Annotated in this window: 11 protein-coding genes; 7 read left to right on the forward strand and 4 right to left on the reverse strand. The window is 70.3% G+C overall.

What is annotated here, in order from left to right; genetic code table 11:
• The first annotated feature begins 104 nt into the window (after positions 1-104).
• From QMO56_RS14325 to QMO56_RS14340, 4 genes are all read left to right on the forward strand, one after another.
• Positions 105-1724, forward strand: a complete 1620-nt coding sequence (locus QMO56_RS14325) for a bifunctional UDP-sugar hydrolase/5'-nucleotidase (protein ID WP_283526646.1) — start codon at positions 105-107, stop codon at positions 1722-1724.
• A 725-nt stretch (positions 1725-2449) separates the two neighbouring features.
• On the forward strand, positions 2450-3199 hold the full coding sequence (locus QMO56_RS14330; RefSeq protein ID WP_283526647.1) for an amino acid ABC transporter ATP-binding protein: 750 nt from the start codon (positions 2450-2452) through the stop codon (positions 3197-3199).
• 6 nt (positions 3200-3205) lie between these two features.
• The gene (locus tag QMO56_RS14335; protein ID WP_283526649.1) at positions 3206-3886 is read left to right on the forward strand and encodes an amino acid ABC transporter permease; all 681 of its coding nucleotides are present in this window, start codon (positions 3206-3208) and stop codon (positions 3884-3886) included.
• A 12-nt stretch (positions 3887-3898) separates the two neighbouring features.
• Positions 3899-4570: an amino acid ABC transporter permease gene (locus tag QMO56_RS14340; RefSeq protein WP_283526651.1), complete on the forward strand. Its 672-nt coding sequence runs from the start codon at positions 3899-3901 to the stop codon at positions 4568-4570.
• Positions 4571-4577: 7 nt separating this feature from the next.
• Here the strand turns inward: QMO56_RS14340 and QMO56_RS14345 are convergent, their stop codons facing one another.
• Positions 4578-5132, reverse strand: coding sequence for a GNAT family N-acetyltransferase (locus QMO56_RS14345; protein ID WP_283526653.1), 555 nt, complete (start codon positions 5130-5132; stop codon positions 4578-4580).
• Positions 5133-5436: 304 nt separating this feature from the next.
• Here QMO56_RS14345 and QMO56_RS14350 point away from each other — a divergent pair, with 304 nt between their 5' ends.
• Positions 5437-6783 carry a GDSL-type esterase/lipase family protein gene (locus tag QMO56_RS14350; RefSeq protein ID WP_283526655.1) on the forward strand — a complete coding sequence of 449 codons (1347 nt, stop codon included), beginning with the start codon at positions 5437-5439 and terminating at the stop codon, positions 6781-6783.
• Positions 6784-6806: 23 nt separating this feature from the next.
• On the opposite strand, the gene QMO56_RS14355 is transcribed toward QMO56_RS14350, so the two are convergent.
• From QMO56_RS14355 to QMO56_RS14365, 3 genes are all read right to left on the reverse strand, one after another.
• Positions 6807-7472: a NeuD/PglB/VioB family sugar acetyltransferase gene (locus tag QMO56_RS14355; protein ID WP_283526657.1), complete on the reverse strand. Its 666-nt coding sequence runs from the start codon at positions 7470-7472 to the stop codon at positions 6807-6809.
• Positions 7473-9362, reverse strand: coding sequence for a potassium transporter Kup (locus QMO56_RS14360; RefSeq protein ID WP_283526658.1), 1890 nt, complete (start codon positions 9360-9362; stop codon positions 7473-7475). It lies immediately after the preceding gene.
• 220 nt (positions 9363-9582) lie between these two features.
• Positions 9583-11316 (reverse strand): MFS transporter, encoded by a 1734-nt coding sequence (locus QMO56_RS14365; protein WP_283526660.1) that lies wholly within the window; start codon positions 11314-11316, stop codon positions 9583-9585.
• Between the two features lie 498 nt (positions 11317-11814).
• On the opposite strand from QMO56_RS14365, the gene QMO56_RS14370 reads away from it, so the two are divergent.
• Positions 11815-12210: a hypothetical protein gene (locus tag QMO56_RS14370; protein ID WP_283526662.1), complete on the forward strand. Its 396-nt coding sequence runs from the start codon at positions 11815-11817 to the stop codon at positions 12208-12210.
• 131 nt (positions 12211-12341) lie between these two features.
• The gene (locus QMO56_RS14375) at positions 12342-12800 is read left to right on the forward strand and encodes a MarR family winged helix-turn-helix transcriptional regulator (RefSeq protein WP_283526664.1); all 459 of its coding nucleotides are present in this window, start codon (positions 12342-12344) and stop codon (positions 12798-12800) included.
• The last annotated feature ends 113 nt before the right edge of the window (positions 12801-12913 follow it).

Below are 12913 nucleotides of genomic sequence, written 5' to 3' on the forward strand. Positions count from 1 at the left end.
GCCCGTCGCCCAGTCCGCGCAAGGGAGATTCCGAATGCGGCGAGTCTTGGGCTGAAGCATAAGTGTCGGGAGAGTTCCGCCGCAGCAACCGGGAATCGCCGCCCATGCCCGCCTTCCTCAGCCGCCGTGCCCTGCTGGCCACAACCCTGGCGGCGCCGCTCGCCGCGCCGGCGCTGCGCCGGGCCCAAGGGGCAGATCGGGCGGCCGATGCCGCCACCCGCATCAGCCTGCTGCACGTCAACGATTTCCACGCCAAGCATGAGGGGCTGCAGGCCAGCGGCGCCGCCTGCCGGGCCGACCGGCCCTGCCTCGGCGGCAGCGCGCGCCTGGCCACCGCCTGGAGCACCCTCGATGCCGAGGCCCGCGCCGAGGGCCGCCCGGCGCTGCGACTCGACGCGGGCGACCAGTTCACCGGCAGCCTCTACCACACCGCCCATCACGGCCGGGCCGAGGCGGCGGTGCAGCGCGCCACCGGCTGCCAGGCGATGGCGCTCGGCAACCACGAGTTCGACGGCGGGCCGGAGCGGCTGGCCGCCTATGCGGAATGGGTGGATTTCCCGCTGCTCTCGGCCAATCTCGATACCAGCCGCGAGCCGAAGCTGACCGGCAAGATCCGCGGCCATGCGGTGTTCCGCCATGGCGGGGCGCGCATCGGCCTGATCGGCCTGACCACCGAGACCACGCCGGAAGCCTCCAGCCCCGGCCCGACCGTCGCCTTCACCGATGCGCGGGAGGCGACGCTGCGCGCCATCGCCGCGATCCGCGCCGAGGGACCGGCCACCATCGTGCTGCTCTCCCATCTCGGATACCTGCCGGACCAGGAACTCGCGGCGGCGGTGCCGGGCGTGGACCTGATCGTCGGCGGCCATTCCCACACCCTGCTGGCCAACGACCTGCCGGAGCGCGAGGGGCCGAGCCCGACCATGATCGACGGGCCGGATCGGCCGGTACGTATCGTGCAGGTCGGCAGCTATGGCCGCTGGCTCGGCCGGCTCGACCTCGATCTGGCAGCGGACGGCCGCATCCTGGCGCATGGCGGCCGCGTGCTGCCCGTCACGCCCGCTTTGGCCGAGGACGCGCCGGTGGCGGCGATCGTCGCCGACTATGGCAAGCCGCTCGCCGAGTGGCGCAGCCGCCCGGTGGGCCGCAGCCCGGAGGCGCTCTCCAACAACGACTGCCGCAAGGGCGAGTGCGCGCTGGGCAACGTCATCGCCGAGGCGATGCTGGCGGCGGTGCCCAATGCCGAGATCGCGGTGACCAATGGCGGCGGGCTGCGCGCCGGCCTGCCGGAGGGGCAGGTGACGCTCGGCAACGTGCTGGAGGTACTGCCCTTCGGCAATACCCTGGCAACGCTGACCATCCGCGGCGGCGACCTGAAGGAGGCGCTGGAGATCGGCCTCTCCCGCTACCAGGAGAACGGCGGCGGCTTCCCGCAGGTGGCCGGCCTGCGCTACCGCTTCGACCCCGCCGCGCCGGTCGGGCAGCGGGTGCGCGAGGTCAGCGTGCGGGAAGGTGATCGCTTCCGGCCGCTGGACCCGGAGCGGGCCTACCGCGTCGTCACCAACAACTTCACCCGGCGCGGCGGCGACGGCTACGCGCCCTTCCGCGACAAGGCGCTGGATGCCTACGACAACGGCCCGCCGCTGGAAGACGTGGCCGCCGCCTACATCGCCGCCGACGGCGCCTTCCGCACCCGGCTGGACGGACGCATCACCCGCGAATGAAAAAAAGAAGGTCGGGGGAAGGAATTCCCCCGACCCCCCATCTTTTTTCTGTCGGTTGGGGGTGATGAAGACTTGGTTGGGCAGGACTGCTGGCCACCCATAGCGGCCGTCCCGGCGGCCCTGTAACTTGGCTATAAGGAGGGTAGCCAATGAGGTTAAGAGATTTCGGGACTGCAAAGCTTTGGTCGGCAATCCTTCTTGCGCCTGGGCTTCTTGTTGGATGCTCCGCAAAGGAATGGGGTTCTGGACAATGGCAGAACCTTCCAGAGGCACCCCTTGTCCAGTACCGCATTAATAACCTCTCTAGCCACGCATTCCGCGTTTCGGTTCGCGCTTGGAGGTACGGTAACGAGCCGGAATCGCGGTGTCGAGACTGGGCCTTTATACTTTCTCACCGCGAAGCCGCTCTTCGTGGAAACGAGGTTCAGCCCGATTTGACTTCCCTTCGCTCTGACAGAGCGACCGGCGTCATCAGCAGTGAATGCACCGCTACAATCGAGGCGAAGCCGCCTAGTCGTTGACCGGTCAGGACCGTTGCGTCCGCTTCTCACCCATCTCGACCATCGCTGTCCGACTTTCTCACCTAAAAAAAGCCCCCTCCACCCGCGCCAGAAACCCGAAGAAAAAAGAAGGGGGTCCGGGGGAATTCATTCCCCCGGCCTTTCTTGCCTCGGCGCGGCACTTGCATAGGGTGGCGCCTGCCATTGTCCCGCCGAGGAGCCCTGATGCCCACCACCCCGCCTCCGATCATCGACGCGCGCGGCCTCTGGAAGCGCTTCGGCAAGCTGGCGGTGCTGAAGGGGGTGGATCTCAGCGTCGCCGAGCGGGAGCTGGTCTTCATCATCGGCCCTTCCGGCTCGGGCAAGTCCACGCTGCTGCGCTGCCTGAACCGGCTGGAGGAGCCGGATGATGGCTCGGTCCAGGTGGACGGCATCGAGCTGCTGAGTCCGAAGACCGACATCAACGCCGCTCGCCGGCGCATCGGCATGGTGTTCCAGAGCTTCAACCTCTACCCGCACATGACGGCGCGGCAGAACGTCATGCTGGCGCTGCGCAAGGTGCTCGGGAAGGGCAAGGCGGAGGCGGGCGAGATCGCCGCCCGTGCGCTCGACCGCGTCGGCCTCGGCGACCGGATGGAGCACTACCCGGCGCAGCTCTCGGGCGGGCAGCAGCAGCGCGTCGCCATCGCCCGCGCCATCGCGCTGGAGCCGCGGGTCATGCTGTTCGACGAGCCGACCAGCGCGCTCGACCCCGAGCTGGTGGGCGGCGTGCTGAACGTGATGCGCGAACTGCGGCAGGACGGCATGACCATGGTGGTGGTCAGCCACGAAATGGCCTTCGCCCGCGCCGCCGCCGACCGCGTGGTGTTCATGGCCGATGGCGAGAAGCTCGAGGAGGGGCCGCCGGCGCAGATCTTCGGCGCGCCGCGGCACGAGCGCACCCGCGCCTTCATCCGCCAGATCGATCGGCACTGATCCCCCATGAGCGGCTTCGAGAGCTTTCTCTTCTCCTTCTTCAACCTGAAGGTCATGGCGGCCTATCTGCCGCTGATCGCCAAGGGCTTCGGGCTGACGGTGGTGCTGGCGCTGCTGATCGTGGTCTGCGGCCTGGCGCTCGGCCTGGCGCTGGCGGTGGTCCGCAGCTTCGGCCTGCGGGTGCTGAACTGGGGCATCATCTTCGTGGTGGACCTGTTCCGCGCCCTGCCGCCGCTGGTGATCATCGTGCTGCTGTTCTTCGGCCTGCCGGCGGCGGGCATCAGCATCTCCGGCTTCGCCGCCACCTGGCTCTCGCTGACCCTGGTGCTGATGGCCTTCGCCGAGGAGATCTACTGGGCCGGCATCACCGCCGTGCCGAAGGGGCAGTGGGAGGCGGCGCGCTCCACCGGGCTCGGCTTCCTGCAGACGCTGCGCCTCGTCGTGCTGCCGCAGGCGCTGCGCATCACCATTCCGCCGCTGACCAACCGCACCATCGCCATCACCAAGGGCACGGCGCTCGGCTCGGTGGTGGGGGTGGCGGAGATCCTCGGCGCCGCGCAGAGCGGCATGTCCTTCTCGGCCAACCCCTCGCCGCTGACGCTGGGCGCCATCGCCTACCTGATCCTGTTCATCCCGGTGGTGGCGCTCGGCCGCTGGGTCGAGACCCGCTTCGCCTGGAAGCGGTGAGGGAGCGCCACCATGCAGGACTTCGCCTTCGCCTTTCTCAACCTGGAGATCGTCCGGGAGGCCTGGCCGATCCTCTGGAGCGGCTTCCTCTACACGGTGGCGCTCTCCCTCATGACGGTGCCGCTCGGCCTGCTGGGCGGCGTGGCGCTGGCGCTGCTCGCCACCTCCGGCCCGCGCGCGGTGCGGCTGGCGGCAGCGGGCTGGACCGACCTGTTCCGCGCCATCCCGCCGCTGGTGCTGCTGGTCTTCCTTTATGCCGGCCTGCCCTTCGCCGGCTTCGACATCAGCGCCTGGGGGGCGGTCGCCATCGGCTTCTTCCTCAACACCGGCGCCTATTACGGCGAGGTGCTGCGCGCCGGCATCGAGAGCGTGCCGCGCGGCCAGATGGAGGCCGCCCGCTCGACCGGCCTCTCGCGCGGGCAGGCGCTCGCCCATGTGGTGCTGCCGCAGGCCGTCCGGAATGTGCTGCCGGACCTCATCAGCAACACGCTGGAGGTGGTGAAGCTCACCTCCATCGCCAGCGTGGTGGCACTGCCGGAGCTGCTGTTCCAGGCCCGGCAGGCGCAGAGCGTGACCTACAACGCCACGCCGATCGTCGCGGCGGCGGTGGCCTATTTCCTGCTGCTCTGGCCACTGGTGCGGCTGGTTTCCAGGCTGGAGAACAAGGCGATGGCCGGCCGCTGAGCCGCCGCTACAGCGCGATGCGGAAGCGGAGCGCCTCCGCCCCGCCATAGGCGGAGGGCTTGCGGAAGCGCCCCGCCAGCACGCCGCCGCAGGCCAGGATGACGCGCTGCGAGGCGAGGTTGTCGCAGTCGGTGGTCAGTTCGACATGGGGCAGCCCCTGCGCCCGCGCCTCCTGCAGCATCAGCGCCAGGGCACGCCGCGCATGCCCCCTGCCGCGCTTCCAGGGAACGACGGCATAGCCGATATGGCCCAGCACATGCGACGGAAGCGCCGCGGTGCCGGGCTGCCAGCGGAAGCCGATCATGCCGCAGAACTCGCCATCCCAGATCCAGCGGCGAAAGCCCGGGAGCCTCGCGCCGTGCACGCCATCCGGCGGGTGGCCGGGAGCCTCGCGGCTGTCCAGCCCGTTCAGGAAGCCCACCGCATCGGTGGCGATGATCGCGAGGTGCCGGCGCCGGGTTTCCTCGGGGCGGAGATTGTCGGGCGACCAGCCGCGCTCCAGCGCCGCCACATAGTCCGGCAACCGCATGAAGGAGGGCCTTACAAGCTGGGTGTCCGGCATGCTGCGGGTCCGGGTGTGGCGCCCCCCCCCCGCCGGCGGCTGGCCGCGCGGTCCGGGCTGGCGGAATGAACGTCTGCCGGATTCGGGCTTTTCGATCAAGTCTGCTGGCGTATTCCGTGTCCTGCCCGGAGCGGCCGGAGGCAGGGCGGGTGGCGAAGGAATTTCTTTTCCGGCCTTTGTCGCCGCCGAAGGCAGGGCCCTGCGGCCGGCAGGCCCGGTCGGCCGCGCGGCAGGCCGCTTCCGGGCTCAATGAAAACCTGGAATGATTTTCCGGCCGGCCGGAGAGCCGGCCAGGAGGACCGCCATGAAGCGCAGAGAACTCGCCCAGGGCATGATGCTCGCCACCGTCTTCGACCTCACCGGATCTGCCTTCGCCCAATCCGCGGGGGCAGGCGCCACAGCCTGGGCCACGGCCTGGGCCGCCTCGGCCCATGGGCCCTATCCCGTCGGCAATCCCTCGGCGCAACCGAGCCAGTCCTTCACCTTCCCGGAGCCGCGGGAGGGCGCGCGTGACCAGACCTTCCGCCTGGTGCTGCGGCCGAGCCTGTGGGGGCGGCAGGCGCGGCTGCGCTTCACCAATGCCTTCGGCACGCAGCCGCTGCGGATCGACGGCGCGCATGCCGGGCTGCAGCTCGGCGGTGCCGCACTGGTGCCCGGCAGCAATGCCCCGGTGCGCTTCGGCGGGCAGGAGGCCGTCACCATTGCGCCGGGCGGGCAGGTCTGGTCGGACCCGGTGGAACTGGCTTTCGCCGCCGAGCCGGACAGCCCGCTGCTGATGGGCCGCAAACTGGCCGTCTCCTTTCATGTCGCGGACCGCTCGGGACCGATGACCTGGCATGCCAAGGCGCTGCAGACCTCCTATCTCACCGCGCCCGGCGCCGGCGCGCAGGGGCGGGAGGAAGGCGAGGCGGCCTTTCCCTATTCCACCACCTCCTGGTTCTTTCTCGATGCGGTGGACATGATGGCGCCGGCCGGCACGCCGGTGATCCTGTGCTTCGGCGACTCCATCACCGATGGCACCGCCTCGACGCTGAACGGGGACGACCGCTGGCCCGACGTGCTGTCGCGCCGGCTGCAGGCGGCGATGGGCAACAGGGTGGCGGTGATCAATGCGGGGATCGGCGGCAACCAGGTGGTCGGCCCGGCCGAGTACGGGCCGGACAAGCCCTTCCCGGGCGGCCCCTCCGCGCTGTCGCGCCTGGAGCGGGACATCACCAGCCTCTCGGGCATCCGCACGGTGGTCTGGCTGGAAGGCACCAACGACTTCAGCCGCAACGGCAATGCCTCGCTGGAGGCGGTGCGGGACGGGATGCGCCAGGGCGTGCAGCGCCTGCGCGAGGCGCTTCCGGGCGTGCGGCTGGTGGGGGCGACGGTGACGCCGGCGCTCGGCAGCACGAGCCCCGCGCATGGCCATGCCGAGCAGGACGAGAAGCGGCGCGGCCTGAACGACTTCATCCGCAGTTCCGGCCTGTTCGACGCGGTGGTGGACTTCGACACGGCGACGCGCGACCCGGCGAGTGGCGGGCTGAAGCCGGAGATGGTGCCGGAATCCACCACGGGCGGCCCCGGTGACAGGCTGCACCCGAACCGGGCCGGCTATCTGGCGATGGCGATGAGCATCCAGCCCGCGGACGTGCTGCCGCCCCGCTGACGGATGGCGGGGTCCGGGGGATGCTATCTCCCCGGCGGGGGTGCAGGGGGCGGCGCCCCCTGCCGCACCGGCCGGGCCGGCACGCCGCCCATCACGCTGCCGGCGGCCACATCCGCCACCACGGCGGCGCCGACCGCGATGAGGGCGCCGTCGCCGATCCTGATCCCTGGCCGCACCCCGGCCAGGATGCCGACCAGCACTTCGTTCCCGACCCGCACGCCGCCGCCGAGCACGGCACCTGGGGCGATGTGGCAGGCCTCGCCCAGCCGGCAGTCATGCTCGACGATGCAGCCGGAATTGAGGATGGCGTGGCGCCCGGCCCGCGCGGCGGCGCCGAGCACCACGCGCGGCATCGCCAGGCTGCCGGCGCCGAGGCGGGCGTCCCCCGCGAGCACCGCCGAGGGATGGACCACCGGCGGCAGGTCGAAGCCGAGGGCCAGGAGCTGTTCCCCCAGCCGCCGCCGCAGGGCATTGGCGCCGAGCGCGACATGCGCGGCGGCCAGCCCCTCGGCCCGCAGCGCCGCGGCGCGTGAGACCGGCCCGAGCCAGGGCAGGCCGGGCAGGCCGGGGCAGGCGGGATCGTCATCCAGCACGCCGGCCGGCTCGGGCCAGCCGGCGTCGCGCAGGGTGGCGAGCACCGCGCGGCCATGGCCGCCCGCGCCCACCAGCAGCAGGCGCGGGGGCGCCATTCAGATGGCGACGCGGACGCCGAGCTCGACCACGCGGTCGCTCGGGATGCGGAAGAACTCGGTGGCCGGCATGGAATTGCGGCTCATCGCCGAGAACAGCCACTGGCGCCAGGCCGCCATCTTCGGCACGGCGGCGGCCACCAGCGTCTCGCGGCCGAGGAAATAGCTGGCCTGCATCGGCTCGAATGCGACGCCGTATTCGCGCAGCGCCTCCAGTTCGCGCGGGATGTTCGGGCTCTCCTGGAAGCCGTAGCGCAGGATGACGCGGTGGATGCCCGGGGCCAGCTCGGTCACCTCACGGCGCTGGGGCGCCAGCGGCACGTCCACATTCTCCACCGTGACGAACAGCACGCGCTCGTGCAGCACCTTGTTGTGCTTGAGGTTGTGCAGGAGGGCATTGGGCACGTAGTCGGCCTGGCCGGTCATGAAGACGGCGATGCCGGGCACGCGGATGGTGCGGGACTGCGGCAGCCGGGCCAGGAAGGATTTCAGGGGCAGGCTGTCCTGCCGGAAGCGGGCGAAGAGCAGCTCGCGGCCGCGCCGCCAGGTCAGCATCAGCACGAACATGGCGGAGCCGAGCACCAATGGCACCCAGCCGCCATCCGGCACCTTCAGCACGTTGGAGATGAAGAAGGCGGCGTCGAGCAGGAAGAGCGGCACCACCACCGCCGCGACGGCGGGGCGGGACCAGCCGAACTGGCGGCGGAAGATCAGGCCGGCGAGGGTGGAGGTGCAGAGGAAGGTGCCGGTCACCGCGAGGCCGTAGGCGGCGGCCAGGCTGTCGGAGTCCTGGAAGGCCAGCACCAGGAGGATGACGCCGGCCAGCAGGGCGAAGTTGATCTGCGGCATGTAGATCTGCCCCTCCTCGGTTTCCGAGGTGTGGCAGACCACGAGGCGCGGCAGGAAGCCGAGCTGCACGCATTGCCGGGCGATGGAGAAGGCGCCGGAGATCATCGCCTGGCTGGCGATGATGGTGGCGCAGGTGGCCAGCACCACCAGTGGCAGGCGGAACCATTGCGGCGCCAGCAGATAGAAGGGGTTCTCCAGCGCGGTGCGGTCGGCCAGCATCAGCGCGCCCTGGCCGAAATAGTTCAGCGTCAGCGCCGGCAGCACGGCGAAGAGCCAGACGAGCTGGATCGGGCGTCGGCCGAAATGCCCCATATCGGCGTAGAGCGCCTCGGCGCCGGTCACGGCCAGCACCACCGAGCCGAGCGCCACGAAGGCGGCCAGGTGGTAGCGGATGCAGAACTCGATGGCGTAGTGCGGCGAGATGGCGAGCAGCACCACCGGCTCACGCACGATCTCGACCAGGCCGAGCACGGCGAGGCTCAGGAACCACAGCGCGGTGATCGGCCCGAACACCCGGCCGATGCTGTGGGTGCCCTTGTACTGCACCAGGAACAGCGCCAGCAGCACGCCGAGCGCGATGGGGATGACGGTATCGCTGAAGGCGGGAGAGATGACCTTCAGCCCCTCCACCGCCGAGAGGACGGAGATGGCGGGGGTGATGACGCCGTCGCCGAAGAACAGCGAGGCGCCGGCGATGCCCACCAGGACGATCAGCTTGCGCCCGCGCTCGCCGCGGCCGACGCGCTGCGCCAGGGCCATCAGTGCCAGGATGCCGCCCTCGCCGCGATTGTCGGCGCGCAGCACCAGCAGCACGTACTTCACCGTGACCACCAGGATGAGGGACCAGAAGATCAGGCTCAGCACGCCGAGGATTTCCCAGCGCTCCAGGCCATCGGCGGCGAAGTGCAGGAGCGAGGCGCGCAGCGCGTAAAGCGGGCTGGTGCCGATATCCCCGTACACCACGCCAAGCACGCCAAGCAGGAGTGCGGGGGTAAGGGGGCGGGCCGACGGGGGGGAGGAGTTTTCCTTGGACACTGCCATGCTGCGCTGCTGCGGGGCGCAAGGAGTAGGATGTGCCTCGTGTGCGGCGCAAGAGGGAGTGCGGCAGGGCAGGGGGCGCACCCCCTGCGCCGCCGGAACCGGCGCGGCCTGAAAGGCAGGGAGGAGGCGCAGGCTGGACTGGGCCAGCGCCGCGCCCGCCCGGCATGCTGCCGGGGCCTTGAGCGGCCGGGGGCCCGGACAGAGGCCCCCGGCCAGGGCCTCAGATGCGGGCGCGCGCTGCGCTGCGGGGGGCGGTCTCCGCCATGTCCTCGGAGAAGATGTCGCGGTCCTTCGTCTCGGGCACGAAGAAGGTGCCGATCACCACCGTGGCGAGGGCGATCACCACCGGGTACCACAAGCCGTAATAGACATCGCCGGTCTGCGCGATCATGGCGAAGGAGGTGGCCGGCAGCAGCCCGCCGAACCAGCCATTGCCGATGTGATAGGGCAGCGACATCGAGGTGTAGCGGATGCGCGTCGGGAACAGCTCGACCAGCGCCGCCGCGATCGGGCCGTAGACCATGGTGACGTAGAGCACCATCAGGGTCAGCACCCCGACGAGCAGCAGCTTGCGGCCCTCAAAGATATCAAGTGGATGGGCGACCTTGACCACCGTCGGGTTGCTGGCGAGCGGATAGCCGGCCGCGGTGACGGCGGCGCTGAGCGCCTGGGCGAAGTTCGGGTCGGTCGAGGAGATGGTGGTATCGCCCACCCGTACGATGGCGGCGCTGCCGGCCGGCGCCTCCTCCACCCGGTAGTTCACCGAGAGCCGCGCCAGCGCCGACTTGGCGATGTCGCAGGAATTGGTGAAGCGCGCCGTGCCGGTCGGGTTGAACTGGAAGGAGCAAGTGGCCGGGTCGGCCTGCACCACCACCGGGATGTTGGTGTGCGCCGCGTAGAGCGCCGGGTTGGCCTCGGCGCTGAGCAGCTTGAACAGCGGGAAGTAGGTCAGCGCCGCCAGCAGGCAGCCGCCGAGGATGATCGGCTTGCGGCCGATCTTGTCCGACAGCCAGCCGAAGAAGACGAAGCCGCCGGAGCCGAGCAGCAGCGCCCAGGCGATCAGCATGTTGGTCGAGTAGCTGTCCACCTTCAGCACGGAGCCCAGGAAGAACAGCGCGTAGAACTGGCCCGTGTACCAGACCACCGCCTGGCCCGCGACCAGGCCGAACAGCGCCAGGATGGCGACCTTGGCGTTCTTCCACTGGCCAAAGGCCTCGGTCAGCGGCGCCTTGGACTGGGTGCCTTCCTCCTTCATCTTCTTGAAGGCCGGGCTCTCCTGCATCTGCATGCGGATCCAGACCGAGATGCCGAGCAGCACGACGGAAACCAGGAAGGGAATGCGCCAGCCCCACTCGCGGAAGGCCGCGTCGCCGGTGATCGCCTGGGTGCCCAGGATCACGAAGAGCGAGAGGAACAGGCCGCCTGTCGCGGTGATCTGGATGAAGCTGGTGTAGAAGCCGCGGCGGCCATGCGGCGCGTGCTCGGCCACGTAGGTGGCGGCGCCGCCATACTCGCCGCCCAGCGCCAGGCCCTGCAGGCAGCGCAGCACCAGCAGGATGATCGGCGCCGCGATGCCGATCTGCGCCGCCGTCGGCAGGATGCCGACGAGGAAGGTGGAGGCGCCCATGATCAGGATGGTGACAAGGAAGGTGTATTTGCGCCCCACCAGGTCGCCCAGCCGGCCGAACACCAGCGCGCCGAAGGGCCGCACCAGGAAGCCGGCGGCAAAGGCCAGCAGGGCGAAAAGGTTGCGGGTGGTCTCGTCGAAGATCGGGCGCCCGTCGTCGCCCAGCACGGTGAAGAACTTGGCGGCGACGAAGGCGGCCAGCGAGCCGTAGAGATAGAAGTCGTACCACTCGAACACGGTGCCGAGCGAAGAGGCCAGGATGACCTTCTTCTCCTCGCGCGTCATCGGCCGGATCGCGGCGTCTGTTTTTGGAATGGTGGCGCGCATCTGTGAACTATCCCCTACCCGTTTCCGGCGTCGCGCCCTGCGCGCGCCGGCATTCCCGTTGAAGGTTTTTCTCGTTGGGCCGCTTGGCGCTCGCCCTCCCGGCCGCCCTCGCACCCTGGCCCGGAAAGGGTGAGGGGATGGCGGGCCCGGCGGCATCGCTGCAGCGGTAGCTGCATTATTCATCAGACCTGGCTTCGGAAGCGCAACAGATTTCACGGTGGTCCCGCCATCTGCCGGCAATGGCCGCGGCGGGGCGGCCTCCTCGGCAGGGCTGCCATGCAGCCGCCCTGCAACGCTTTCCGCGAAGCGATGTTCCCCCCATATCGCCAGCAGGCGGCGCCGCAGCATCGCTTCCGGGCGGTCCGGGGCCGGCACTGTCTGGCACGACCGGCGGACGGGTGAACCCGCTGCGAAGCCCACGCTGAGGCATGGGGCGACGCAAAAGCAACTGGCATCTTCGCGTGCGGGGCGTCAGCATGCGGAGGGAAGGGGGCCTTGATGGATACGCTCCGCACTCTGGCTGACCACTCGATCCGCCGCATCCTCGCCGGCATCGCGCTGGGCATCGCGCTCGTCATGGCGGCGCTCGCCAGCCGGCCCCTGCTGGCCCTGCAAAGCGGCGCCCTGCTGACGGCGGCGACCTGGCTCGGCCTCTGGGGCGCCGCGCTGCAGGTGCCGCGCCAGGATCTGCGCCGCGCCTCTCTATGGCGGCAGCTTTCCGTGCTGGCGGGCGAGGGCGCGCAGCGGCTGCGCGGATCCCGCGGCCGCCAGCAGCTGGCCGCCATCCTGGCCGAGCGCCTGATGTGGCACGCCGACCGCACCGCCCTGGCCGCGGCCGCGCTGGGCAGCCTGGCCCTGGCCTGTTCCGGATACCGCCTGCTGCTGCAGGAATGATGCGCTCCTTTCCGGGCCTGCCGGGGCGGCGGGATCAAGGTTGACGCGCCCGCCCCCTGGCATGAAGGTGGCCTCGGTCATTCTTCCGGCGGAGGTGCGGAGCCATCACCGATCATGATCTGGCACTTCTGGTGGATGCGGTGCGGAGCCAGGAGGCTGCCGTTCCGAATCCGCCTGCCTACCGGCTCGATGAATCCGTCGGGCATCTGCTGCGGCGGGCGCACCAGCGCCATGCGTCGCTGTTCCAGGACCGCGGGGCGGTCGGCGGCCTCACCTCCACCCAGTTCGCCACATTGCTGAAGCTGTCCGAGCTGGGCCAGGCGACGCAGAACGCCCTGGGCCGCGCGGTGGCGCTGGATCCGGCAACCATCCAGGGTGTCGTCGCGCGGCTGCGCGACCGCGGGCTGGTCGAAGTCGGCCGAGACCCGCTGGACCGCCGCACGGTCGTGCTTTCCCTCGCTCCTGCCGGGGAGGCGGTGCTGGCCGAGGCCATCGGCCAGGGACGCCGCGCCAACGAGCAGCTCCTGGCGCCCCTTTCGGCCGATGAGCGAAGGATGCTGGTGCGCCTGCTGCGGCGCCTGCTGGACTAGGCGGTGGTGACGATTTCCTGATCTGAGGGATTCCGCTGCTGAGCGGGGCGTGATTCAAGGCTGGCTTTTGGAGGCTGGCCTGGATGAGCGCGGACCCGGATGCGTTGCGCGAT

It is taken from the genome of Roseomonas sp. E05 (assembly GCF_030063475.1).
GTDB lineage: Bacteria > Pseudomonadota > Alphaproteobacteria > Acetobacterales > Acetobacteraceae > Pseudoroseomonas.

Bases quoted from the DNA above. Each gene is read 5' to 3' on its own strand.
- QMO56_RS14365 (WP_283526660.1), bottom strand. From the start codon at position 11,316: ATGCGCGCCACCATTCCAAAAACAGACGCCGCGATCCGGCCGATGACG.
- QMO56_RS14340 (WP_283526651.1), top strand. From the start codon at position 3,899: ATGCAGGACTTCGCCTTCGCCTTTCTCAACCTGGAGATCGTCCGGGAG.
- QMO56_RS14370 (WP_283526662.1), top strand. From the start codon at position 11,815: ATGGATACGCTCCGCACTCTGGCTGACCACTCGATCCGCCGCATCCTC.
- QMO56_RS14355 (WP_283526657.1), bottom strand. From the start codon at position 7,472: ATGGCGCCCCCGCGCCTGCTGCTGGTGGGCGCGGGCGGCCATGGCCGC.
- QMO56_RS14330 (WP_283526647.1), top strand. From the start codon at position 2,450: ATGCCCACCACCCCGCCTCCGATCATCGACGCGCGCGGCCTCTGGAAG.
- QMO56_RS14345 (WP_283526653.1), bottom strand. From the start codon at position 5,132: ATGCCGGACACCCAGCTTGTAAGGCCCTCCTTCATGCGGTTGCCGGAC.
- QMO56_RS14360 (WP_283526658.1), bottom strand. From the start codon at position 9,362: ATGGCAGTGTCCAAGGAAAACTCCTCCCCCCCGTCGGCCCGCCCCCTT.
- QMO56_RS14325 (WP_283526646.1), top strand. From the start codon at position 105: ATGCCCGCCTTCCTCAGCCGCCGTGCCCTGCTGGCCACAACCCTGGCG.
- QMO56_RS14335 (WP_283526649.1), top strand. From the start codon at position 3,206: ATGAGCGGCTTCGAGAGCTTTCTCTTCTCCTTCTTCAACCTGAAGGTC.
- QMO56_RS14350 (WP_283526655.1), top strand. From the start codon at position 5,437: ATGAAGCGCAGAGAACTCGCCCAGGGCATGATGCTCGCCACCGTCTTC.